Raw genomic sequence first — 25247 nt, 5'->3', positions numbered from 1 at the left:
GGGACTAATATGGGGCTTTTTTCTAAAATAAATAAAATGGTTGCTGAAGAAAAACAAGCGAAACAAGCGTTAAAAGAAATTGAGAAAAGAAGTATTGCGACATCATTAGCGTTTGATAAAATTATGGAACCAATAAATGAATACAATAAAAAAGGAGACCAACAACTTGAGCGATTGAAAAAAGAAACTCAATTTTCAAAAGAAACCGGAGATGTTCAAAAATTAATTGAAGTTTATGAGGATGTACTTCTAAATGAAGGTCTGTGTTTTAATGGAAAAGGTTATTATATAAATCTTGCTGAACTTTATTATAAAACAGGTCAATTAGATAAAGCTTGGGGATATTTAAATAAAATAGGGGTTGAACACCCGGAATTAATTTCAAAAATTAGAGATTTTCAGTCAAAAGTTCTCCGGAAAGAGAAAAAGTATCAAGATGCATTATTATTCCAAATAATTTCACTATATTATGATTTTAGTGACGATTGGAAACCTGCCGAAAGTAAAATAGATAAAAATTTGAATGGTTTAATCAAAAAATGTAAAATGGAAGATAAGACTGATTCGTTTAGATCACTTATATTTGATTCAAAAGACGAAGTTGATTTGCGAAATAAATTTAAAGAAATATTAATACAAATTAATTAAAAACGTCTTTCTCCCGTAAGAGCAAAAATAGTCTGAAATAACCCACGTTCTGGGGACTATTTGGGGACTGCTTGTAAAAATTAGTGATATTTTGAAGATTTTTAGACTAAAACATTAAGACTTAAATTACGAACAATGGCTTATTAAAGCCATATATCTGTTTCATTAAAATGCATAATCTCAGATTAATTTACTGGCAGTCAGAAGGCCAGGGGTTCGAGTCCCCTCATCTCCACCAATAAGAATTGCATAAGAGAGCTGTTGAGGTTCTCTTTTTTTTATGTGCTGATGCTGGAAGAGGTCGAAATACCCCTACCTTGGGGACAGTTTGGGGACAGTTTTTAAAAAAACTAAAGCCCAATAACAAAAGTTACTGAGCTTTACGGGCTTTTGTGACTAGAATATGGTCAAGAGCATCACGCGCCTTTGCATCGGCTGAATTAATCACATGGGCATAAATATTGCCGGTTGTGGACAAATTTGAATGAACCAGCCGTGAGGATACCGTTTTTAGATCCACACCGCTTGCAATTAATATGGATGCGTTTGTGTGCAGGAGTGAATGAATGTGTATGAATTCATTTCAAAACTGGTCATGATCCACATTGTCTAGCACTTTGACAACGCCATTTATTTCAATATATCGGCTCATTGGATTACATTCGGTTGGAAACGTGCAGCTTTTCCATAAGAGCATCTTGTAATACTCTGGAAACATTGACATTTGCCTTATCTGCTTCAAGATTCAACCAATTGGGTAAGGTTACATTCCGTCTAACTGTTTTATTGTCAATTCGGCGGCGGTATTCTGAAAAGTCCACATCAACTAATGACACAATCCCACTCCCATCAGGAGCAAAAGTGCCTTTTAAGGGGTCAATTTCATTGAACTTTGAAGGTACTGGAACATCTTCACCATCGTCTTGAATCGTGATCCCCTTTAATCCAATGGCATCACGGGCCATATCAATGGCATCGGCCATATCGGTTCCCTCTGTCAGAATTCCCAAATCTGGCACCTCTACCAGAACAATATCATCTGTTTGTGTGAAAATCACGGGAAAAATGGCTTTCATTTGTTTATCCTCCTGGTTTGTATATTTTGCAAGTGGAAACAGGGCGTTTATAAGCCCCATTTCCTCAAGATTGCTTTTGCCAGACGTTCATTGATTTCATTATGTCGTGGGATTTCTTCTAAATCTTTACCTCTTCGGTAAACATCATGCTTCCCTCCATAACGATCAAACTCAAAACCAATTTTTTCCAGCTTTTTTATCAAGTCTCTACGTTTCATAGTATCCTCCTGACAATTATATTATACACATCGAATACACATTTGTCAATGAAATCAAATCTGTATGGCTTAATTTTTTCCATTAATTTCATGGGTTTCTAGTATTTACACCATCAAATTCCGAGTAGTTTTAGGGTTTCGGTTTGTTAAGCAATCTTACCCAGTTGATGGTGCCTGATGTGATTTCTGTTCGTCAGACCGGAAGTTTGCTGCCGGCTTCCTTCAGATTCCCCGTCGCCGGGGACACCCTTGCCTTAAGCTATGCACTTTGGCACTACCTAGCCGTAGCTCGGAACTTTCACCCGTTAGATTGCGCCTATGCCGGGCGCACATAAAAAAGCCCCATAACGAAAATTACAGAGCCATGATTATCTTTGCTCGCTTTGTTTTGACAGCTTATAAAAAAGTCTGATAGTCCTCGTAGTTTTTTTGCAGCAGTTCAGGGGTATCCAAACCATATGGACATTTTTCTTTACACTGATTGCAATGGATACAGTTCTCGATGTTTTTCATTTTTTCCTGCCATTCCTTCGATAATAAATTGTCCGCAGGCGCACGACGCAGCATCAAACTCATTCTTGCACAATTATTGATTTCAATCTCGGCAGGACACGGCATGCAGTAACCGCAGCCACGGCAAAAATTGCCTGATAATTCTTTTCGATCGCCTTCGATTTTCACTTTCATCTCTTCAGTAAGCCTTGGTGGACTTTCCTGATAGGATATAAACGCATCCAGTTCCGTTTCTCTCTGTATCCCCCAGATGGGTGCAACATGATAAAACTGACTCAGATAAGCATAGGCGGCTTTCGAGTCTGTTATCAACCCGCCGGATAAGGCTTTCATTGCAATAAAGCCCATGTCATTTGTTTTAGCAGCCTTGACAAGCTGCAAATCTTCATCGCTGGCAAGATAGCAAAATGGAAACTGCAGGGTATCATAGAGCTTGCTTTCGATGGCTTCTTTTGCAACTGACTGGCTGTGGTTGGTGATGCCGATAAAACGTATTTTTCCCTGTTTCTTTGCTTTAAGCATGGCTTCATAAAGACCGGATTCATCACCTGGTTTTGGGCAGAAAGATGGATTGTGAAACTGATAGATGTCAATGTAATCCGTCTTCAAGTTCTGCAGACTTGTATCCAAATCTTTCCAGAAATCATCAGCTGTCTGCGCACCGGTTTTCGTGCTGATAATTATTTTTTCCCTGATCCAGGAAAAAGCGGCTCCCAGTTTTTCTTCACTATCGGAATACCATCTGGCTGTATCAAAGTAATTCATGCCATTGTAAAATGCCTTCTGCAGTAAATAAACGGCATCCTTTATTTCGATACGTTGTATTGGCAGTGCTCCAAATCCATTTTTGTTGACAACTATTTTTGTTTTTCCTAAAATAACCTGATCCACGATTTTTCTCCTTCTACCTTTACTATTTTAATCAAAACTGGCCGCTATATATTTTTGCGTTTATCATCAATAAAACTGACTGCATTAAGGGTTGCAACTTGACCCTCGCCAGCGGCTTTCATATATTGATACGGTTTTCCTGAAATGTCGCCGGCAGCATAAAGCCCGGCCACGTTTGTTTCCATATTTCTGGTCACTTTAATATGCTTCCCCTCCATTTCAAGTCCTGGCACAAGCTGTTCCGGACTTACACTGTCCCGTAAAATGAACACCCCATCTGTTGTAATTTCCCGATCCTTCAACTCAAGCAGTTCAACTTTATCGGTTCCTTTAATACTTACCGGTGTTCCTTGAACCATTTCGATATTAGGGTTTAACGCATAGTCTCCCTTAAACATTGGGATAAAATATGTTTTTTCCACAATCTCACTGATAAAATTCGCCTCATCTATTGATTCCTGATTATAACCAATGACCGTAACAACTTTCCCCTTGAAAAATGAAGCATCACAAGTAGCGCAGTAACTGACGCCCTGACCTAAATACTCAAACTCTCCCGGCAGGGTTTTTGAGAATTCAACACCTGTTGCAATAATCACCGAGACGGCCTCATAATTATTTTCATTTGCGATTAAAGCAAAATAATCGCCCATGGCATATACGTTATTAATTTTTTCCGGGATTACTTCGATCCCCATTGCCGTTGCATGGTTGATAAATTTGTCTTTTAACTGTTTTCCGGTAATTTCAGGAAGTCCCAGATAATTGTCAATGATTGGTGCCTTCATTAATTTAGCACTTAGATCTTTACTCCCAAAAACAATGATATTCTTGTTTCTCAGTTTTGCATTTATTGCCGCTGATATACCAGCCGCTCCGCTGCCGACGATGGCTAAATCATATCTTGTACTCATTAAAACTACCCTCTTTCAATTCATGTTTGTATCTTATCTTTGCATACTACAATTTGTCGCTTACTCTGTCAATCTTTTTTATTGAATAACAGCTGTTTTAGAAAGACTTTTGGGCGGTGTTCGGTTTGACTTTTTGATTATGCTTTCATATCAGCACATGTTATAATCATTTAATATCAGTTAAAAAGGAAACCACCCGCACACCCCGGGAAATACGCATTTTGAATTTTTGGGGGTCCGGAGCGTGTTTCTGATGATTAGAAACCACAGGAGGATTATATGATTCGAATTTCAAATATCAAAATAGGAATCAATAAAGTCGTGGCTCGTGATGCCGAAAGGCAGGCTTTGCAAAATGCGCTGCTTTCAAGAATCGAGCTCAGTCCTAAGGACTTGATTGATTTCAAAATTTTCAAAAAATCCATCGACGCCAGAAAAAAGGATGCGATTGTTTATATCTATACCATCGATGCGAATGTTAAAAATGAAAAATACATCCTGAAAAAGCATGGCAAAAAGGATGTTGCCATCACTCCGGACTTATCCTATCGCGGTGTGCGACCGGGAAATCAGTGTTTGGCCGAAAGACCTGTCATCATTGGAATGGGTCCGGCCGGTCTTTTTGCCGGCTTAATCCTGGCTAAGAATGGTTATGAACCAATCATTCTTGAAAGAGGTGATGATGTCGATACACGAGCTGCCAAAATCGACGCATTTTGGCAGACTGGGATACTTGATACAAAAAGCAATGTCCAATTTGGAGAAGGTGGTGCCGGTACTTTTTCTGATGGAAAATTGACGACCCTAATCAATGACAATCGTTGTCGCACCATATTAGAAGCCTTTATTGAAGCCGGGGCGCCAGAAGAGATACTGTATCTGAGCAAACCGCATATCGGAACGGATCTGCTGAGAGAAACGGTAAAAAATATTAGACAAGCGATTATTTCTCACGGTGGCGAGGTTAGATTCCAATCGGAAGTCACCGATTTTATCATCCAAGATGGCCATCTGAATGCCCTCATCATCAATGACAAAGAGGAACTGCCCTGCAAGATCGCTTTACTGGGAATCGGCCACAGTGCCAGAGATACTTTTGAGGTCTTGCACCTTCGTGGCATTGACATGTCCCCGAAACCTTTTTCGATTGGCGTCCGGATCGAGCATCCCCAGGAAATCATTGATCGCGCCCAATACGGTGATTCTGCCGGACATCCTGGGTTAGTGGCCGCCGATTACAAACTTTCCTATCATTCCTCAAACGAACGGTCTGCCTATACATTTTGTATGTGCCCGGGCGGCTATGTCGTTGCTGCCGCTTCAGAGGAAAAAGGCGTTGTGACCAATGGAATGAGCGAACATCAACGAAATGGGAAAAATGCCAATGCCGCCTTGCTGGTCGGCGTACAGCCTTCTGATTTCGGCAGTGAACATCCCCTGGCGGGAGTGGCATTCCAAAGAAAGTGGGAACGGCTGGCTTTTCAGTTAGGGGGAGAAAATTATCATGCTCCGGCACAGCTGGTCGGCGATTTTCTTGCTGATCAGCCCAGTACCGAATGGGGAGACGTGAAACCGACCTATCAGCCGGGTCTCACTTTTGTTCAGCTCAAAGAATGTTTACCGGATTATGTCATCGAAACAATGAAAGAAGCCCTTGTGTATTTTGATACCAAAATCGATGGTTTTGCCATGCCGGACAGCGTTATGACCGGTGTTGAAACCAGAAGCTCTTCCCCTGTCCGGATCAATCGCGATGAAAATAATGGTTCCAATATTAACGGTCTCTACCCGATGGGAGAGGGTGCCGGCTATGCCGGCGGTATTATGTCGTCAGCCGTGGATGGCGTGAAAACAGCCGAAAAGCTGATGCAAAAGTATGCTCCTTTTAAATAGCCGCCACATAAAAAGACGTTTTGCTGATGAAACACAAAACGTCTTTTTTTTTACATCAGTTTACTGATATTTTGGGTGAATAAAACAATATCATCTACCGGCAGTCCGGCAATCAATCTTGCCTGATTATAAAGCAACTCGGTATAAAGTTTGAGCTGCTCTTCATCTTTTTCATAAAATCCTTTTAGTTTTTCATAAACCGGATGGTTTTTATTGATTTCCAGGACTTTTTTGGCTTTGACTTTGCCACCCTGAGGCATGGAGTTTAATGTTTTTTCCATTTCAATGGAAAGATCTCCTTCTGTCGAAAGATAGACGAGATCGTCTTTTAAATGACCGGTAGTCTTTACCTTGACCACTTCATCGCCAATAATTTCCTTCATCTTTTCAAGCAGTTTTTCATCTGCTTCGGTTGCTTCTTTGTTTTCCTCTTCTTCATTCTCTTCCGGCGCCTCTAGTCCCAGATTATCGCTGGACACAGAGCGGAAATCCTTTTCGCTATATTGACCGATGGTCTGGAATACAAATTCATCAATATTTTCTGTCAGATAAAGTATTTCATAGTTTTTGTTCTTAACGATGGATACCTGTGGCAGTTTTTCAATATGTTCCACGGAAGATCCAGAAGCAAAATAGATGTATTTCTGATCCTCCGGCATGCGCTCTACATATTCTTTTAGGGTGACAAATTTGCCTTCTTTAGAAGAATAAAAGAGCAGGAAGTCCTGAAGTTTGTCTTTATTCTGTCCCCATTTGTCATAGGTTCCAACTTTTAATTGATTGCCGAAGGCCTTGAAGAACTCTTCATATTTTTCCCGATCATTCGCCAGCATTTTCTTAAGCTCTTCCGAAATTCTGGAATCAATCTTACGGCTGATTAAACGCAGCTGTTTATCCTGCTGCAGCATTTCGCGGGAAATGTTAAGGGATAAATCTTCTGAATCGACAACCCCTTTTACAAAGCTAAAATAATCAGGAAGCAGTTCCCCACACTTATCCATAATTAATACGCCGTTGGAGTAAAGCTCCAGACCTTTTTCATAGTCTCTGGTATAGTAGTCAAATGGCGGTTGTCCCGGAATATATAAAATTGCTTTGTAGCTCATCATTCCTTCGACATTTAAATGAATGTGAGCCAGAGGGGCGTCATACCCATATCTTTTTTCCTGATAGAAATTGTTGTAATCTTCATCAGTGAGCTCATTTGCATTTTTTCTCCAAATCGGAACCATCGAGTTGAGAATGTCGTCTTCCAGATAGGTTTCGTATTCTGGGTTTTCATTATCTTTTGTTTCTTCTTTTACCCGACTCTTTTCAGTTACCATCTTGATTGGGTAGCGGATATAATTGGAGTATTTTTCCACCAGATTTTGAATGTGATAAGGTTCTAAATACTCATCGTAATTGTTGTCTTCGGTATTTTCTTTGATATATAATGTAATTTTCGAACCATGTGATTTCAGTTCGCCCGGCTCAATTGTATAACCGTCTGCGCCTTCGGAAACCCATAAATATGCCTGATCTTCATCAATTGATTTTGTTTCAACTTCGACCTTATCGGAAACCATAAAGGACGAATAGAAACCAACCCCGAACTTGCCGATGATATCAAAGCCTTCTTCCATTTCCTGTTCTGACTTGAAATCATTAGAGCCACTCTTTGCAATGACCCCCAGATTTTCTTCCAGTTCCTTTTCAGTCATACCAATGCCGGTATCAGATATTGTCAGGGTTCTGTTATCTTTATCTGGATGAATTCGAATGTAATAATCATCCTTGTTAAAATTCTTATCTTTGTCTGTTAATGTTTTATAGTAAACTTTATCAATTGCATCTGAAGCATTTGAAATCAATTCACGCAGGAAAATCTCTTTGTTTGTGTAAATTGAATGAACCATCAAATCCATTAGACGTTTAGATTCTGACTTAAACTCCTTTTTTTCCATTGTATATACCCTTTCTCATTACTAAATTATTATTAGCACTCTAACAGTTCGAGTGCTAACAGTTATATTGTAAGTTTATTTATGAGTTGTGTCAACACTGTTTAACAATTATTTAAGCAATTTTTAGATTTTTCTGCAATTAACTCTGTCATTTTACGTTCATGTTTTCTCTGGAAAAATTTGACTATTTCAACAATTGGAATTACTAAAAATGCTAGTCCTAAAGCGGTAAAGTATTCGATAATCGAGATTGGCTCGAACTGAAAGGCTGCTCTAATTGAAGGGACCACGATCACAATCGTTGTTAATAATAATGATGCTGCCATCGCTAAGAATAAGAATTTATTATGACTTCCCATCCTAAAGATTGATTGTCTTCGGCTTCTCATATTTAATGAATGAAACATTTCTGCCATGGATAATGTTAAGAATGCCATGGTTACACCATCCTGACTGTTGGTGATTTCCCAAACGCCCACTTCCATAAAATGTCCAATAAAATATGCTGCCAGGGTGACTATTGTAACCATCACGCCCTGCCAAATAACATCGATCCCAAGTCCGCCGGCAAAAACACCTTCATTGGATTTACGGGGTGGATTATTCATGGTGTCTGCCTCTTCAGCTTCCATGCCAAGAGCGATCGCCGGGAAAGAGTCAGTAATCAAATTAATCCACAATAAATGCACCGGTTTTAAGATAACAAAACCTAATAAAGTTGCCACGAAGATGGCCAATACCTCGGAAAGATTAGAGGATATCAGGAACTGAATGGCCTTACGAATATTATCGTAAATACGACGTCCCTCTCTTACCGCCTGTACGATTGTTGCAAAGTTATCATCTGCAAGAACCATATCCGCCACATTCTTAGTCACGTCAGTTCCTGTGATTCCCATGCCAATACCGATATTTGCCGTCTTAATGGATGGTGCATCATTGACGCCATCTCCCGTCATGGCGACAATCATGCCCTTGTTCTGCCATGCTTTTACAATCCGGACCTTATGTTCGGGTTGTACCCGAGCATATACGGAATACTTTCCAATATCTGTTGCTAATTGTTCATCACTTATTTCACTTAACTGGGCTCCCGTTATCGCTTCTGATATATCCGAAATGATTCCCAGCTGTTTGGCAATCGCAACTGCGGTATCTTTATGGTCACCGGTAATCATGACTGTATGAATACCGGCTGCGTTGCATTCTGCTATAGCCGGTTTCACTTCCGGTCGGATCGGATCAATCATACCCGTCAAACCAATGAAGCAAAGATCATGTTCCAAATACTGAGGGGTCTGCTGGACAGGCATCGAATCCCAGGAACGAAATGCTGCCGAAAGCACCCGAAGCGCCTGATCTGCTAATGATTTATTGAATTCTTTAATTTCCTGACGTTTTGCATCGGTCATCGACTGCTTGCTGTTGCCATCCCAGTAGGACGTGCAACGGGATATCAGAACATCTGGAGCACCTTTTGTATATTGTTCAAAGGCGCCGTTTTTCATTTGATGAACCGTACTCATCAGTTTTCTTCCCGAGTCAAAAGGAGCTTCTCCTACCCGTGGCGTCACTGCTTCCATATCGCTTTTAGTCAGGCCAAGTGAAAATCCATAATTTACAAGGGCTACTTCTGTTGGCTCACCCTCTGCTTTTTCAGCATTATTTAAATAAGCATCATTACAAAGTGTCATCGCACGACCTAAAAGCTGTTCATCTAAGCCAAAATGCTCGACTACCGTCATCTTATTCTGGGTTAGCGTCCCGGTCTTATCTGAGCAGATGACCTGGGTACAGCCCAAGGTTTCGACCGCCGTTAATTTGCGAATGATCGCATTTTGCTTGGACATTTTGGTTACGCCAATTGACAATACAATGGTTACAACCGCCGCCAAGCCTTCGGGAATAGCCGCTACAGCTAAAGAAACGGCTACCATAAAGGTACCTAAAATACCGATGCCGGTAATGCCTCCGTCCATATTAAGACGGATTAAACTAATTCCAAATATGAATACACAGATACCGAGTACCAGCCAGCTGAGTACCACACTTAACTGATTGAGTTTGATCTGAAGCGGTGTCTGATTTTCTTTGGCCTGGGTAATCGCATCGGCAATCTTACCCATTTCTGTGCTCATGCCGGTTGCTGTTATGGCGGCTGACCCGCGACCATATACAACGGCACTTCCCATATAAACCATATTCCTACGGTCACCTAAAGAAATATCTTTTTCATCTCCTAAATTCAAGGCATTAATCACCTTTTCAACCGGAACGCTTTCTCCTGTCAACGCAGCTTCTTGAATCTTTAAGCTGGCACTGTCAAGCAATCTTGCATCACCTGGTATGGAATCTCCAGCCTCCAAAAGAATAACATCACCGACAACTAAATCCTCACTTTTTACGACTTGAATTTCACCCTCGCGCATAACCTTTGATGTCGCCGCCGATATCGCCTGAAGTGCTTCAATGGCCTTTTCTGCCTTACTCTCCTGATACACCCCTAACACCGAGTTGATAATAACAACCGCCAGGATAATGATAACATCGGCAAAAGATTCTCCTGAATAGACCGCTGTGATCCCTGAAATAATTGCTGCCGCCATCAGAATAACAATCATTGGATCTTTTAACTGATTTAAAAAGCGAACGGTTAAAGAGTCTTTTTTTGCTTCCGTGAGCTTATTCTTACCGTTGTCTTCCAATCTTTTGCCAGCTTCACTATCCAGTAAGCCCTCCGACCTGGATTTCAGTTTCAGAAGTACTTCCTCAGAAGTTTGTAAATACTCTTTCATTTGATTCCTCCCTTAAATAAAATTGACCAAGTGCATCTGCACTTGGTCAAAAAAAGACTCAAGTACAGATTTCTAACTGTACATGAGTCTCACTTATTAAGATAAACCAGGTATACGACGATACCATGCGTGTTGACTTATCACGCAAATTGCATCACACAAATTGCGAAAATTACTCCCTCATATTATTTCCATTTTACAGTGCAAAATTATATTTGTCAATAAAATACTGTACAAAGCACTAAAAAAATTACATTTCAAGGACAAATATTTATCTTTTATCAATCACATCAACGGAGCAAACAAGCGAAAAACATCCTGAAAAAAGCGTGTGATAACATTTTCGCTGCAATCCTGCTTTTTTATTCTTTGACAAATTTCAAGGGTTTTTAAAAAGTCGTTTTTTACTTCCATTACGGCGGTACTGTGATACATCCATACGCCACATTCAAAATGCAGATAAAGACTTCTGAAATCTAAATTTGTCGTTCCCACCGTAGCGGTACAATCATCAGAAACAAAGGTCTTGGAATGCATAAAGCCATTGGTATACTCATATATTTTAACACCAGCAGAAATAAATTCTCGGTAATAGGAACGGGTCGTAAAATGAACAATTCGTTTGTCCCATCGATGGGGCGTCACAATGCGAACATCGACCCCACTTTTAGCTGCCAGCGTCAATGCCGAAACCATGCTTTCATCAACAATAAGATAAGGCGTGTTAATAAAAATATAGTCTTTAGCGTGATTAATTATTTGCAGGTAAACGTGTTCTCCAACGTTTTCATGATCCATCGGACTGTCAGCATAAGGCTGTACCAAACCATCGTCTGCTATTTCACAGCGCTCATGCTTCCACGGATAAAAACTTTGATAATTCTCTTTAATATTTTTACAGATAGACCACATTTGTAAAAACATCACGGTGAAACTCCAGGCGGCTTCCCCTTCGATCATAACAGAAGCATCTTTCCAGTGACCATATTTCTCAATGACATTAATATATTCGTCTGCCAGATTGATCCCGCCAGTAAAGGCAACTTTACCATCAATGACGGCAATTTTCCGATGATCACGATTATTTTGTACTGCCGTTAGAATTGGCCGAAACGGATTAAATACGGCGCACTTGATGCCCATTTTTTCCAGTTGTTTGGGATAATCCTTTGGCAACAGAAAAAGGCACCCCACGTCATCATAGATCAGCCGTACATCGACTCCCTGGTTTACTTTGTCTCTTAAAATTTCTAAAACACTGCTCCACATAATACCATCATGGACAATAAAATATTCAAGAAAAATATAGTGCTCCGCTTTTTTTAGTTCTTCCAAAAGCGCTCTGAATTTTTCCTCTCCGGGCGTTAAATATTTTGTTTTTGTATGCTGATAAACCGGGAACCCCGCAAAATCCTGTAAATATCGGATTTGAGGAATATGAGTTGGTGCTTCTTCACAAGCTTCATCATACCGGTTTCCCGGCAGAAAAAATACCGATTTGCTTTCTCTTTGAACTTTTTCCAGCTCTTTATGAATTTTTTTATTGGCAGTCTGAAATTTAAACAGCAAATAAAATAAACCGCCAAAAATCGGAAACAGCAAAATCAAAAACACCCATGTCAGTTTATAAGCGCCTTTGTTTCTTTGGGTAATAATATGAAGTGCTACTAACAAACTTATCCCGGTGAAACTCCAGTTGATCAGCACCGATTCCTCGCTGCCATTCTCAATTAAGTAAATAATGACGACTAATTGTAAAATGATGAGGAACATTACAAATAGTCGTCCGCGAAACAATTTTTTAAACCATTTTTTTCCCACAATGATCACTTCCCAGTATTATTCTCTTTCGTTCTCTTTTTCTTTATCAATCAATATAATAACGCAAAAAAGCAGAAAGCGCAAATTCTTATTACTATTCTGACTATAAAAGATCCGTTCTATCGACAAAGAAACATCTGTGCCCATTAATATCCCGGTAACCGCAACAGCTCATGACATGCTGATCAATCGCTTATAATTCTTGCCAAACTCGCCGAAAGTGCCTTTGAACGTGACAATACCTCCGGCATCAATACGATGCCGGAGGTATTGTCGCTTACACATTATCAAAATACTAATCTAATTCTTCTTTCTTTTTTCGGCTTCTTCCATAATGCTTTTTAGCGTTATCAGCAACGGATTGCTTTTTTTATCCGATGAAGCTCCTGCCGAATAGGTTAGTCCCGTCATCGAATTAGCTTCACAAATGTAGTAGGTATCATCTTTTCCAAAAAGAAAATCAATGCTGCCAAAATAAATGTCCAGTACTTCTGCCGCTTTTTCGGCAATTTCAATGACCTGATCTGGAGGAGTAATAAACTGAAGCTCTCCACCTTGAGAGAGATTTGATTTAAAATGATCCCCGTTATCTCTTATATAGGCGGTTGAGTATTTTCCGCCGCTTAACATAATGCGCATATCCCGTCCTTTAGAGGCAGCAATGCATTCCTGAATCAAAATATGATCATCAAAGTTCATAGCGGCATAAATATCCAGAATGTTTTCTAGTTCTTTTTCGGTTTTTATTTGCACGACACCTTTTCCCTTGCTTCCATGCATGACTTTTACAACACAGGGAAATCCTATTTCAGTGGCAATAAACGACGCTTTCGTTTTAGGGTTCATCAGCACCGTTTTTGGAAACAGCACCGTTTTTGAAGCAGCCGCCAGTTTTTGAAAGGTCAGTAATTTGTCAGCAGTATTGTTTAAGCTTTCCGAGCTGTTGACACAGAGGACATTTAAAGACTCCAACATTTTAACCACAGCTTTGCTGTGGTAATTATTTCCGCCGAAGAACGCACTCAGGGCAAAATTCGGAATATCTGTTGCCTCGCCTCCGATAAAGCAGTTCTTACTGGTTCCCGGTTCACACAACACCTGAACTTCACTCACTTCAACTGTTTTGATGTTTAATTTCATCTTTTCAATCAGCTGAATAATGGTTTGTATCGATGGTTCATCAAGTGTTTCCTGATTGACTAAAAACCAACCTAGCATGTTTGTCCTCCTTCTCTTAATCGTTTCTTCCAAAGCGGTTCCGGCATGCTTTCTACCTGCTTTATTAAATCCTTAAACATATCCTGGAGATCAAATGCGATTCCCGGCATAGCGTTGGCTTCGCAAAGATAAAAGGTATCACTTTCACCAAACAGAAAATCCACACTGCCCATATTGATTTTCAAGCAGATGGCAACTTTTTCCGCTGCTTCGATAACCGATTTGGGCGGTGTATATTGCACAATTTTTCCACCTTTTGCAAGATTTGATCGGAAGCTTTTCTCATTTTGACGAATAAACGCACTGGCAAACTTGCCGTTGCATAAAACGACTCTTAAATCCCGTCCTGATGAAGCAGCAATGCATTCCTGGATAATAATTTCATCGCCAACCTCACTTGCTGTGCTCATACTAATTAGGTTATCCAGTTCTTTTTCGGTATTGACCAGCACCACCCCTTTTCCTTTGCTTCCGTGCATAACCTTCATAACCAGTGGATAGTCGAATTGTTTGCTGACAAATTCGGCACTGGTTTCATCCGTCACTAAAAGCGTTTTGGGAAAATCAACTTCTTCAATGGACTCAGCCACTTTCTGAAACGTCAAGAGTTTGTCGTCAACGTTCTTAATACAATCATATGAATTGATGCAGAGAACGCCGACAGATTCCAGCATTCTCAAAACCGATCCGGTATGATAATTCTTTTCCGTAAAGAAAGCCGCAACCACATAGTCCGGAACATCCAGGACTTCTTCTCCGACATAAATCTTCCCATCAAAATCATGATCGCAGATGACATGGATTTTCAGCGGATCTACCACTTTGAGATCAATATTATTTGCCTCCACTACTTTCATTATTTTAACAATTGACGGATCGTCCATTTTTCCGGGATTTCTTAATAACCAACCTTTCATCATAACCTCCTGTATTTTAATTATCTGACGCACTTAAATAAAGATTTGCGTATAAACCATTTTTATTCATCAGTTCACGGTGACTTCCAACTTCACGAATATCGCCATCCTGCATGAAAATAATCTTGTCGGCATTTTTGATAGTAAAGAGACGATGCGCAATGATAAAAGTTGTTCGGCCTTTCATCATTTCCTCCATTGCCCGGGTGATTAATATTTCTGTCCGGGTATCAACCGATGAAGTCGCTTCATCCAGAATTAACACCTTCGGATCGGCAATAATGGTTCGGGCGATGGCAAGTAACTGGCATTCTCCTTCAGACAACGTGGTGAAATCTCCGCCAATACGCGTTTCATAACCCAGCGGCAGCTTTCTTATAAATTCATCACATTGTGCTTTTTTTGCCGCCAGAATCACTTCGTCCCGGGTTGCGTCGCTTTTTCCATAAGCGATGTTTTCTTCAATTGTTCCGTCAAAAAGCCAGGTATCCTGAAGGACCATTCCAAAAGCGCTTCTGAGATTTCGTCTGGTGAGATCTTTAATATCCAACCCTTCAATCATGATACTGCCATGATTGATTTCATAAAAACGCATTAATAAATTAACCAGCGTTGTTTTTCCTGCCCCACTTGGTCCGACAACAGCCAGAATTTCACCTGGTTCAGCTTTTAAGGACACATCATGAAATAAAGTTTTTCCCGGAATATAACCAAATTCAACATGTTCAAATGCGATACTTCCCTTGGTATTTTTCACATCTAATTTTACTATTCCGGTATCTTCCGTTTCTTCTTCTTCATCCAACAGCTGGAAAATCCGCTCGGCTGCTGCTGCCCCAGACTGTAAGAAATTCAAATTGTTGGATATCAGGGCAATCGGACTGGCAATGTTGTTGGCATACATTAGAAAGGCCTGGATTCCACCAATGGTGAGCCCCCCGGTAATGACTAAAATACCGCCGATAACACAAATGGCAATATAAGCAATATTATTGATTAATTTCATCAATGGCGATGTGAGACCGGAAAAAAATCGGGAACTCAAATACGATTTAAAAAAGCGCTGGTTGATATTGTCAAATTTTTCAGCCGCTTTTTCCTCATAGTTGAACGATTTAACAATCAAATGGCCATCATATACTTCCTCAATGAGTCCATTTAATGAACCCAACTCCTTTTGCTGTCTTCTGAATAAAACCTGTGTTTTTTTGGTAATCAGTTTCATGACAAAATAGGATAGCGGTAAAGCAATGAAAAAGATCAGACTCAATTGAACGTTTACCACCAGCATCATCACAATAATACCAATGATGGTGGTTCCCTGCACAAGAATTTGGGTCACGTTGCCTTCCAGTGCTCCGGATAAAGTTGTTGCATCATTGGTCACTCGGGATAGTAGATCCCCTCTTTCATTCTGGTCGATTACATTCAGAGAGAGTTTATTCAGTTTTTCCTGGATCTCCTCTCGCAACCGTTTGATAACCAACTGGGAAAGATAGGTGGTTCTCCGGGTGGCATAATAGATGAGACCAGCGCTGAAAATATAGAGCACCGCCAGCACGATTAATTGCCTGCCAATATAAACAAAATCAATAGCCGTACTTTGAGCAACACTGTTTGCGATACTGTCCGTCACATATTTGGTCACAATCGGGGCGAAAATAGTAAATACCGTGCTAAAAATCAAGGCGATCGCAACACAAATAGCAGTAAGCTTTTTATCTTTTAAATAGTCTTTTAAACGTCCCACAATCGTCATAAAACTGTATTTACGTTTTGATTTCTGTTTGATCACAGTGACTCACCCCTTTCCTCTTGATAGGATTGGGATTTTAGAATTTCCTGATAGACAAAGCAATCTTTAGCCAACTCCTCGTGTTTCCCCTGTCCTACAATAATGCCATTATCCAATACCAAGATTCGATCCGCGTCTTTTATGGTGCTGATTCGCTGGGCGATCATAATAACCGTTTTGTTTCTGAAATTCTCTCTGATGGCCTTTCTGACTAATGAATCTGTTTTAAAATCCAATGCCGAAAAGCAATCATCGAAAATAGTAATCGGCGCTTTTTTTACAACCGCTCGAGCAATACTGAGCCGCTGTTGCTGGCCTCCTGAAAGATCTGCTCCGCCTTGAGCAATTGAGCTCGTCAGCTGATTTTCCCTGGCACTGACAAAATCTGTGGCTTGAGCAAGGTTTAGAGCCTCTTTAACTTCTTCTTCAGTTGCGTTTTCATTTCCAGTTCTGATATTGTCAATAATCGGTCCGCCAAATAAAATCGATTCCTGAGGAGAATATGCAATCACACTTCTTAGATCATGCTGGGTGCAATCTCTGATATCAATCCCGTCAATGGTAATTCCGCCTTCACTCACTTCATAAAGACGCAAAATCAAATTCACCAGAGTTGATTTTCCGGATCCGGTGGCCCCAACAATTGCTGTTATTTTCCCCGGTTCCGCAATAAAGTCCAAATGATTCAGGACCTTTTTTTCTGCCCCTTTGTATCCAAATGAAACATTTTTAAACTCGATGCGGCCTTCGATGTTTTCCATTTTTTTCGGATGCTCGGGGTCTTTGATTGAAAATTCATAATCCAAAACTTCTTTTACCCGGATTGCCGATACTTGCGCCTGAGGGTAAGCCATTAAAAGAACAGAAACCAGACTCAGGGCTGACATGAACATCAATACATATTGAATAAATACCATTAAATCACTCAAACCGACGACCTGCTGTTGAACTTCTTTGGAACCCATCCACAAAATAAGAACCATCGTCAGGTTCATCATTAACTGCATCAGCGGAGAAAAGAAGGCCACCGCATAATTTGCTTTCAGGGCCGTATCCATTCCTTCCTGATTAGCTTGGGAAAACTTTTCAGTTTCATATTCCTGTCGATTGAAGGCCCGAATTGCTCGAACTCCGGTCAGCTTTTCTTTAATCAACAAATTCAATCGATCCACTTTTTCCTGCATGGTTTTAAACAAAGGCATGCTTCTGGATGTTGTGATGACAATGATTAGCGTCGTTAATACAAATGATGCCAACAGCACCAAAGTCAGGGTGATGTTTTCCCTGAATGCCATGATCAGAGCTCCCACTCCGGTTATTGGAATTAACAGAAGTGATCTCAACCCATTAATAACCACAATCTGCATCTGAGTTGCATCCGATGTTGACCGGGTAAGCAGGGTTGCTCCTCCAAAACGGTTAAAATCCGTTTGGGAGAAACTTTTTACTTTGTCAAATACATCCGCCCTTATGCCACTGGTAAAAGATGCGGTAACATAGGCAGAATAGTAACTCGATGCCACCATACAAACTGCCGCAACGAGTGAAACACCAAGCATCATTGAACCACTTTTAAAAATATAAGCCGTGTCCCCTTTTACCACACCATTTGCGACAATATTCCCCATCATGATCGGGAGATAAAGCTGGCAGGCTGCCTGGCTCAAAACAAAAACAAAGACGAGGATCATCTGGATTCGATAATCCTTTAAATACCTTATGAGCAAACTGATCATCTATTACTCCTTGTCAACCAATGCAAAAAAGAAATTTTCTTTAATCAGTGTGTCGATCACACGAACAGGCTTTAACTGATTACCGGAAATCCCCCGATGGATCATTAAATCCCGATATAAAGCATAGGTTTCTTCTTGAACAAAGGTAATTTCTGAGTGGCTCAAAACTCCACTTTTTACTTTTTTGCCAATGGACGGGTTAGCGATGCTTAATTTTTCACCAATTATTTCGCGATATTCATCATGTTTATCTTTTGATAACCGCTCCGCTGTTTCCATTAACAGCACATACCGACCAGGCGAGATCATCGTATCAGCATAAACACTGTAGTCAACGAGTTCGCAGCCTGCCTCTTTTGCAAATTCTTTTACTGCCCAGGATATACATTCTTCGGTTGTTTTTTCACCGGCAATGCTTACCATCTGGTTTAATCGATAAACGAATTGTATTTTCGGGCATTTTTGATACCATCCCATGACACGGACGACATCCTGTATGCGATATCGATAAAAACCTGAAGTATTGGTAATGATAATTTCATAATCTTTCCCAGTCTCAAGCTGATCCATTGTCAGTGTTTCTTCTGATTCACCTTCCCGATCCATCGGAATAAATTCATAAAAAGCACTATCTGGTATTAATACAAATTCCTGGGACTCCATTTCATTGCAAATTGCCATTATCGACTCTGAGGCGGCATAAACACTGAAATAAACGGGGATATCGCCAAGATAATAGCGCATTTTATCCGTATAGACTGAAAATCCGCCGCTTCCAATGGCATGAACGAATCTAAATTCCGGCCAAATTCTGGGAATAATCGGATCCGAAAACCCCTTTTGAAATTCCGCCCTTAATTCTGCTGCCCTTTTAGGATCCGGTTTTATTTGTTCCAACAGCTGCTTTTTCACATCGTCCGGTATTTTTATCTCTGAATCAATGGTTCCTTTTTCAATATCGTTAACCAAAAGTTCCCAGTTAATTTCCAAATATTTCATGAGATCTGAAACAGCCGTCATAAAAGCTGAACAGATAAAAGAAAGTGATCTGTCTGTTAAAGCAAATCGAAGATGCGCGTATTTCGAATCCATTATCTCTTTAGGAAACACCACCTCTTTGGGCGATGTAAACATGAGAAACAGTAAATCTTTTATACTATAAACACCTCTTCCCGAAATTGACCCTGCAAACAGACCATTAGGGAGGGTTTCAAATTTAACTTCCATCAAGTTTAAACCCCGGCCCTTTTTCCACTTTTTCCAATTTTTCCCTAGGGCTCGGCAGATAATGGCAAAACTGAACTGAGTTGCATATTCCCGATAATTTTTAACCGTATCTTCTGACACCGGAATTCTTTTGGGATTATCGACACTTCCTGAAGTCAGCGCGTAATGGACAATCGGATCATTTGTAATCAGACCTTCTGCTCCTTCAATCATTCGTTCAATATAAGGTGCATAATCATCATAGGTAGAAAATGGCACGTTTTCTTTATAGGTTTCCAAGGTTTCAATCTGATCAAAATGATATTTTTTTCCATACTCTGTGCTGGCATTTCTTTTCACTAAATCCAACATCAACTGTTTGTTCACTTCTGGAGCATTTTTTGTTAATTCATCAAACTTTTTTATTTTCTCATATCCCTTTTTTACATTGAGGGAATACACGAGCTTTGGGATTATTTTTATCATCCTTTTCCTCCGACCCAATTTAATATTTGATCATTCTCTGGAAGTTCATTTACAATTGTTTTTAACTTTGTTTGATTCACGTTTTTGCCAGGCAAAACTGTACGGGTAAACAAAGAATCACGGTATCCGTCCTTCATGATCATGATTTCTAGTGGCGCAAATTCATTCAATCTGCGTTTAATTTCATAAACACTATTTTGAGACATTAAAATAGTTTCTAATGTCAACTCAAAGCTTTCTCTTTGAATGCGATCAGAAAACGGTTCAACAATAAACACCAGTTTGTTATTAATTACATCCACCAGAACCTGATAAAAACGAACTTCTTCATTTAGTTGTTCAGAGGCTTTTTTAATTGTCTCCTCAATTTCATAAACCATCAATTCAAGATCATTCAGTTTAAGCTTTTCTGATGATTTACAGACAAAAACAATTCTCGGGGACTGATTATCGAACTCTTCAACATAAACAATATCGTTCATATTATAACGATATAGTCCTGAATAAGAGGTGATTATGAGTTCATAATACTCCCCCTGTTTTAATTCATGTGCTTGAAGCGTCTGACTTCCCCCGATTGGTAAGAATTCAAAGAAATAACCAAAAAGAGCACAAAGGCCAGCGGGGTCCTGTGCTTTATCCGGTATATTAAACTTCCCTTCGCTGGCTCCATATCCCCACTCCAGAAATTTAACATCCTTTGATAAACGTTTTTTTACATCATTTACAATTCTTTGTGCAGTGGCAGACATCCAGCAGGAAACCACCGAAAAATCTGGCCAAACACTCGATACATCCAAGTATTTATTTTTTTCAAAAATTTCTTTCAATTCCTCAGCTCGTTCTGGATTCGGGTAAAGTTTAGAAACAAGGCTGGTTCTTAACCCTTCATTGATGCTGATTTTTGAATTAATTTCCCCCGTCTTGATATCCTCAAATAAATCATCTGCCCATTGATTCATTTTTTTTAGCAGAATATTAAAATGAGCGATGTTACTACAGACCACCCCGGCGAGATTTTTTTCTTCAAGAGCATAACGAATGGTCAGATAATCCGTTGCTTCATTGCTGAGATCTTTCGCCATGACCAATTCAACCGGCAATACCATCTTTTTCTGAAGTTCTAATGGGAGATCCTTCGCCGCTTGCCCCGAAGCTGAACCAATACCAATGCCACCTTCTGTTTTAGCATATTCGGACGGATTAGCAATGGCTAAAACCTTTTTACCGGGAGCCATTACTTCCGGTGCCATCATTAATAATAGAATGGCACGGATCTGAGAGACCAGACCCTTTACTAATTCGCCATTTTTACTTTCAGGAATTAATTTCGGGACCCCGGAGGATCCGCTTGTTGCAATAAAGCTGGCCATTTCACCATCAAAGAGAATGTCTGATTCTCCCGTTTTGAGCTTTTCAATATAAGATTGATAATCGTCAAAGCTTGAAATCGGGACTTTCTTTTTAAAATCATCAACTGATTTAATTTCTGAAAAGCCCATTTTTTGACCAAATTCAGATTTTTGTGCATGTTTTAAGATATCTTGAAGAACCGCGTTTTGAATTTCTTCAGGATTCTTTTTCATTGCAAAAAAACTTTGTATCAATTTTTCATTAGGCATTTCTTTTAATATTCCCGGAATGCTCTTTTGAGCGTTATCGGAAAATATTCCAGCTAGAATTTCCGTCTGCTTAAAATTTTTATTCATGTTGGTTCCTATTATTCAATCGTTAAAATTTCAGAAAATCCGGTCATATTAAAGACCTCTTGTATCTCCGGCTTAACATTTTTAATGACCATATTCCCACTTAAGGCTTTTGACTTTTTTTGTATTAAAAGCAAAACTCGCAACCCAGCACTGCTGACAAAGTCCAATTTTTCAAAATCGAGGATTAAGCTAAACCCTTGTACATTATAGTACGCTTCCAGTTCTTTTTGAAAATTTGGTGCCGTGTTTGTATCTAAGCGACCTTCCATATCTACTACCGTATTTTCATTTTCTTTTTTAAATTCAATATTCATTTTTCTCCTCATCTTCTATTAAATTTTTTTAACTAACAAACTCTTTACTCTTCTCATATTAAAATTCTATTAAATAGAATTTTAATTCTCAATGTATTTCATTTATGCTAAATTACCGTTGTTATTGTTTTGAATAATTTAAAAACATTTTCATCATTTTGGTAGTTATATTCAATTTTATCCACACTTTTTTTTACCATAAGCAACCCCAGCCCTCCATAATCACGTTCATCCAAAGTCATGTTGACATCGGGTTCTTTTACAGAAAGGGGATCAAACGGAGTGCCCTTGTCTTTGAAAGTAAATATAATCTGATTCGTTGATGTTTCTATCTCAATTTCCACATCGCCTTTATTTTTATCGTTCGCATTATCCTGATATGCATAATTTGCAATATTTGTGAATATTTCTTCGCATACCATTTCCAACACACTAATTTGAGCCCCTTTTATAAAGTCTTTCTCTAACGTGTCTTTTATAAATTGATAAAGAGCATCTAAATTAGTTGTATCTGCCGACAAAATGATTTTATTTTTCATATCAGCCCTCAAATCTATAAATTTCTTTATATCATAACATATTACTTTTTTCAGCGCAATCATATAAAATGTTAATTAATATTCACTTATTGCTATCTTATCCACCTAACAACTTTAATAAAAAGATTGATAAAAGTCGTTAAAATCAACATTTATCAACAGTCAGAAGCATCTTCGATGCTTTATTCTATTTTCATTTACAACCTTGCAAATTTCTTTTACAAGTTGTTTACACTCTATTTACATTCTTCATAAAATGTGGTAGAATTACACCACTTAAACTAAGTCTAATGTAGGTATATCGATACCCTGCATTAAAAAAGAGGGAAGGAATGTCATGAAACAGAAACCGTTTATTTCTATAATTATTATCTTACTTGTTCTCCTTACCGCAATTATATTTTTTCGAGACAGTGGCCAAGTAAGAAGCGAAATGAAATCCTATAACGAGGCGGGTACTTACACCGTGAAGGAAACGTACAAAAATGCTGAGATCACCGCTGCCGGTGTAACCATTGAAAATGCAACCTTCACTGGAAATGTTTCCATTACCGACGCCATTGTTGATGGCGAAATTCATCTGACGTCCTGTGATGTTAATGGAGAATTATTTGTCTATGGCGGAGATACCATTTATCTCAACAATGGAACCTACCAAAAGGTTACTGTTGATAAACAAGGGGTTAAAATCATTCTGCTTGGCGATGCCACCATTGACACCCTTGATGCTAAATCACCCTGCACCATTGTGGCCAGTGAGCAAAGCAAAATTACAAACCTGATTGTGGAAAAAACTGCCAGCCGTACTTCCATCACTTCCCAGGATAGCGGAACCATTTCAACCATTCAGGCAAACGGAATCGCTGATATTATTCTAAACACACCTACAAAATCAGTTACCTTTGGCCCGGATGCTACCGGCTCAACCCTTGTCGCCAATGCTGCGGTAGAAAAAATACAAACGGAATCCAAGGTTATGCTGACCATTAATGCAAATGTCGGTTCGCTAATTATAACTGGCGCTGGGGGCGGTACAACTGTGACACTTGGCAACAACGCAACCATTGCTTCCCTTGGTACTGATGCACTTGTCGAAATTACCGGTTCCGGCAGCGTGACTAGCGCGACCACCAATAATGCATCAAATCTTACCGGTACCATTACTCCCGGAATCATTAACATTACAACCGCGCCATTGAACAATGATCCAACTGGTGGTCTGACGATATCCGCAAAAACTTCCACGACAAGCACCACCGGAACATCAAGCGCATCAAAGACTTCAGGAACATCAAACACATCAAATACTGCCGCATCTTTAACCAATAATACTGCCTGGTATGCCGAATCCGGCAATTCAAGTAGTCTTATCAATCCCAAATATGATACTCCTGCTGTTAATACCCCCGCTGATTCTGACTCTGTCTCCGTTACCAGTGTTCAAGTTTTACCGGTTGAAGCGGATGTCTTTATGGGTAGCACTTTGACATTAAGCGCCGATATTCGTCCGGAAAACGCGACCAATAAAACGGTCTCTTGGGAATCTGCTAATCCGAAAATTGCTACCGTCAGCAATGGTATTATTACCCCGGTTTCTAACGGTGAAGTCATGATCGTTGCCAGAACTCAGGATGGCGATAAAACAGATTTCTGTAAGGTAACGGTTAAAACCAATATCACTGCGGTAACAATGATTGATACCATCGATGCTGTCAATAACAACATTTCTGAAGCCATTGCGTACAACGAAAATTACACGCTTCCGGTCAGTGTGACGGTACGTGGCTATGGCAGCAACGATACCTTCTCCTGTTCAGTAACCTGGACTCCGGAATCTGCTGATAATAAAAAAGTTGGTGAAACAACCTATGTCGGCACGTTAATCATGCCAGGCGGGTATTACAATTTTGATAACATTCAACCAAAGATACAGTTGACAGTGAAATCACAACCCGTTATTGCGGTTAGCTCAGCTCTAACTTCCCAACGCATTTACTTAAATGGCAACCCTGCTTCACTCTCTGTGGACGCAACGGTAACGGAGGGTAAAACGCTGAGTTACCAATGGTTCCAACGAATCGGAACGGTTGACACAACCCTCGATGGTGAAACTGGATCAGCGTATGATCCAGATCAATCCACAACTCCGGGCACTGTTTACTACTATTGCATTTTAACTGCTGAAAATGCCGATCCGGTTACCAGGCTGGCCGGTATTGTTGTGACCAGTACTAATCCGGCTAACCCCGCGGCGCTGGCTGAAATGCCCAAAATAACCTCTCAGCCGGTAAATGTTTCCGGCACAACTGCCGGCTCCCCAGTTTCCCTTTCGGTGGAGGCCAATGTTGATAACGGCGGAACCTTAACCTACCAATGGTTTACCCGCACTGAAGCAATCAACGCCGACGGAACGGCAATCCCCGGAGCTACTGGTAAAACTCATAGTTTTAATGCCCCTGACACTGCCGGCACCACCTATTATTATGTGGAAATCACAAACACCGACGCCGGTCGCTCTTCAACCACGACCGTGAGCCTTCCCGTATCTGTTACCGTCATTTCTTGAAATTTAAAAGAGTTGTTATCTGATTAAACATCATCAGACAACAACT

General features: G+C 39.9%; 19 protein-coding genes. 3 read left to right on the top strand and 16 right to left on the bottom strand.

Annotated features, from left to right (window positions below):
* The first annotated feature begins 9 nt into the window (after positions 1-9).
* Positions 10-648, top strand: a complete 639-nt coding sequence (locus tag FZC40_RS05805) for a hypothetical protein (RefSeq protein WP_148602980.1) — start codon at positions 10-12, stop codon at positions 646-648.
* A 370-nt stretch (positions 649-1018) separates the two neighbouring features.
* On the opposite strand, the gene FZC40_RS05800 is transcribed toward FZC40_RS05805, so the two are convergent.
* From FZC40_RS05800 to FZC40_RS05780, 5 genes are all read right to left on the bottom strand, one after another.
* Positions 1019-1216 carry a tyrosine-type recombinase/integrase gene (locus FZC40_RS05800; protein ID WP_279233315.1) on the bottom strand — a complete coding sequence of 66 codons (198 nt, stop codon included), beginning with the start codon at positions 1214-1216 and terminating at the stop codon, positions 1019-1021.
* Between the two features lie 88 nt (positions 1217-1304).
* A complete protein-coding gene (locus FZC40_RS05795) occupies positions 1305-1724 on the bottom strand; it encodes a type II toxin-antitoxin system HicB family antitoxin (protein ID WP_148602978.1) in 420 nt (139 codons plus the stop codon).
* Between the two features lie 47 nt (positions 1725-1771).
* A complete protein-coding gene (locus tag FZC40_RS05790; RefSeq protein WP_148566423.1) occupies positions 1772-1942 on the bottom strand; it encodes a type II toxin-antitoxin system HicA family toxin in 171 nt (56 codons plus the stop codon).
* A 396-nt stretch (positions 1943-2338) separates the two neighbouring features.
* Positions 2339-3346, bottom strand: a complete 1008-nt coding sequence (locus FZC40_RS05785) for an aldo/keto reductase (protein ID WP_148602977.1) — start codon at positions 3344-3346, stop codon at positions 2339-2341.
* A gap of 44 nt (positions 3347-3390) precedes the next feature.
* Entirely contained in the window at positions 3391-4260 is an 870-nt protein-coding gene (locus FZC40_RS05780; protein ID WP_148602976.1) for an NAD(P)/FAD-dependent oxidoreductase, read from the bottom strand.
* Between the two features lie 279 nt (positions 4261-4539).
* Here FZC40_RS05780 and FZC40_RS05775 point away from each other — a divergent pair, with 279 nt between their 5' ends.
* Complete coding sequence (locus tag FZC40_RS05775; protein ID WP_148602975.1) at positions 4540-6153, top strand: NAD(P)/FAD-dependent oxidoreductase; 1614 nt, start codon at positions 4540-4542, stop codon at positions 6151-6153.
* Between the two features lie 50 nt (positions 6154-6203).
* Here FZC40_RS05775 and htpG read toward each other — a convergent pair whose 3' ends face one another.
* The 11 genes from htpG to FZC40_RS05720 all read right to left on the bottom strand — a co-directional run bounded on the left by htpG (position 6204) and on the right by FZC40_RS05720 (position 22635).
* On the bottom strand, positions 6204-8099 hold the full coding sequence (gene htpG / locus FZC40_RS05770; RefSeq protein WP_148602974.1) for a molecular chaperone HtpG: 1896 nt from the start codon (positions 8097-8099) through the stop codon (positions 6204-6206).
* A 101-nt stretch (positions 8100-8200) separates the two neighbouring features.
* Positions 8201-10894 (bottom strand): cation-translocating P-type ATPase, encoded by a 2694-nt coding sequence (locus FZC40_RS05765; RefSeq protein ID WP_148602973.1) that lies wholly within the window; start codon positions 10892-10894, stop codon positions 8201-8203.
* A gap of 285 nt (positions 10895-11179) precedes the next feature.
* On the bottom strand, positions 11180-12667 hold the full coding sequence (cls, locus tag FZC40_RS05760) for a cardiolipin synthase (protein ID WP_186843803.1): 1488 nt from the start codon (positions 12665-12667) through the stop codon (positions 11180-11182).
* 348 nt (positions 12668-13015) lie between these two features.
* On the bottom strand, positions 13016-13933 hold the full coding sequence (locus tag FZC40_RS05755) for an ATP-grasp domain-containing protein (RefSeq protein ID WP_148602971.1): 918 nt from the start codon (positions 13931-13933) through the stop codon (positions 13016-13018).
* Complete coding sequence (locus FZC40_RS05750) at positions 13927-14850, bottom strand: ATP-grasp domain-containing protein (protein WP_186843802.1); 924 nt, start codon at positions 14848-14850, stop codon at positions 13927-13929. Before FZC40_RS05750 ends, FZC40_RS05755 begins: the two co-directional genes overlap by 7 nt.
* A 16-nt stretch (positions 14851-14866) precedes the next feature.
* Entirely contained in the window at positions 14867-16645 is a 1779-nt protein-coding gene (locus FZC40_RS05745; RefSeq protein ID WP_243135761.1) for an ABC transporter ATP-binding protein, read from the bottom strand.
* A complete protein-coding gene (locus tag FZC40_RS05740) occupies positions 16642-18381 on the bottom strand; it encodes an ABC transporter ATP-binding protein (protein WP_148602969.1) in 1740 nt (579 codons plus the stop codon). Before FZC40_RS05740 ends, FZC40_RS05745 begins: the two co-directional genes overlap by 4 nt.
* 3 nt (positions 18382-18384) lie before the next feature.
* Positions 18385-20073, bottom strand: a complete 1689-nt coding sequence (locus tag FZC40_RS05735) for a GH3 auxin-responsive promoter family protein (RefSeq protein ID WP_148602968.1) — start codon at positions 20071-20073, stop codon at positions 18385-18387.
* Positions 20070-21782 carry a GH3 auxin-responsive promoter family protein gene (locus FZC40_RS05730; RefSeq protein ID WP_148602967.1) on the bottom strand — a complete coding sequence of 571 codons (1713 nt, stop codon included), beginning with the start codon at positions 21780-21782 and terminating at the stop codon, positions 20070-20072. The genes FZC40_RS05735 and FZC40_RS05730 overlap by 4 nt, the downstream gene beginning before the upstream one ends.
* Before the next feature lie 11 nt (positions 21783-21793).
* Complete coding sequence (locus tag FZC40_RS05725; RefSeq protein WP_148602966.1) at positions 21794-22096, bottom strand: STAS domain-containing protein; 303 nt, start codon at positions 22094-22096, stop codon at positions 21794-21796.
* Positions 22097-22203: 107 nt separating this feature from the next.
* Positions 22204-22635 carry an ATP-binding protein gene (locus FZC40_RS05720; protein WP_186843801.1) on the bottom strand — a complete coding sequence of 144 codons (432 nt, stop codon included), beginning with the start codon at positions 22633-22635 and terminating at the stop codon, positions 22204-22206.
* Positions 22636-22972: 337 nt separating this feature from the next.
* Here FZC40_RS05720 and FZC40_RS05715 point away from each other — a divergent pair, with 337 nt between their 5' ends.
* Positions 22973-25201, top strand: coding sequence for an Ig-like domain-containing protein (locus FZC40_RS05715; protein ID WP_148602964.1), 2229 nt, complete (start codon positions 22973-22975; stop codon positions 25199-25201).
* Positions 25202-25247 lie beyond the last annotated feature (46 nt).

The sequence above is a fragment of the Acetobacterium tundrae genome (assembly GCF_008086615.1).
GTDB classification, from domain to species: Bacteria; Bacillota; Clostridia; order Eubacteriales; family Eubacteriaceae; genus Acetobacterium; species Acetobacterium tundrae.
The sequence above is the reverse complement of the archived record's forward strand: the minus strand, read 5'-3'. Positions and strand labels throughout refer to the sequence as shown.

What these genes read in the sequence shown, in the direction of transcription:
- FZC40_RS05805 (WP_148602980.1), top strand. Translation starts at nt 10, where the DNA reads ATGGGGCTTTTTTCTAAAATAAATAAAATGGTTGCTGAAGAAAAACAA.
- htpG (WP_148602974.1), bottom strand. Translation starts at nt 8,099, where the DNA reads ATGGAAAAAAAGGAGTTTAAGTCAGAATCTAAACGTCTAATGGATTTG.
- FZC40_RS05780 (WP_148602976.1), bottom strand. Translation starts at nt 4,260, where the DNA reads ATGAGTACAAGATATGATTTAGCCATCGTCGGCAGCGGAGCGGCTGGT.
- FZC40_RS05765 (WP_148602973.1), bottom strand. Translation starts at nt 10,894, where the DNA reads ATGAAAGAGTATTTACAAACTTCTGAGGAAGTACTTCTGAAACTGAAA.
- FZC40_RS05775 (WP_148602975.1), top strand. Translation starts at nt 4,540, where the DNA reads ATGATTCGAATTTCAAATATCAAAATAGGAATCAATAAAGTCGTGGCT.
- FZC40_RS05790 (WP_148566423.1), bottom strand. Translation starts at nt 1,942, where the DNA reads ATGAAACGTAGAGACTTGATAAAAAAGCTGGAAAAAATTGGTTTTGAG.
- FZC40_RS05725 (WP_148602966.1), bottom strand. Translation starts at nt 22,096, where the DNA reads ATGAATATTGAATTTAAAAAAGAAAATGAAAATACGGTAGTAGATATG.
- cls (WP_186843803.1), bottom strand. Translation starts at nt 12,667, where the DNA reads ATGTTCCTCATCATTTTACAATTAGTCGTCATTATTTACTTAATTGAG.
- FZC40_RS05750 (WP_186843802.1), bottom strand. Translation starts at nt 14,850, where the DNA reads ATGAAAGGTTGGTTATTAAGAAATCCCGGAAAAATGGACGATCCGTCA.
- FZC40_RS05715 (WP_148602964.1), top strand. Translation starts at nt 22,973, where the DNA reads ATGAAACAGAAACCGTTTATTTCTATAATTATTATCTTACTTGTTCTC.
- FZC40_RS05740 (WP_148602969.1), bottom strand. Translation starts at nt 18,381, where the DNA reads ATGATCAGTTTGCTCATAAGGTATTTAAAGGATTATCGAATCCAGATG.
- FZC40_RS05730 (WP_148602967.1), bottom strand. Translation starts at nt 21,782, where the DNA reads ATGAATAAAAATTTTAAGCAGACGGAAATTCTAGCTGGAATATTTTCC.
- FZC40_RS05795 (WP_148602978.1), bottom strand. Translation starts at nt 1,724, where the DNA reads ATGAAAGCCATTTTTCCCGTGATTTTCACACAAACAGATGATATTGTT.
- FZC40_RS05755 (WP_148602971.1), bottom strand. Translation starts at nt 13,933, where the DNA reads ATGCTAGGTTGGTTTTTAGTCAATCAGGAAACACTTGATGAACCATCG.
- FZC40_RS05720 (WP_186843801.1), bottom strand. Translation starts at nt 22,635, where the DNA reads ATGAAAAATAAAATCATTTTGTCGGCAGATACAACTAATTTAGATGCT.
- FZC40_RS05735 (WP_148602968.1), bottom strand. Translation starts at nt 20,073, where the DNA reads ATGATAAAAATAATCCCAAAGCTCGTGTATTCCCTCAATGTAAAAAAG.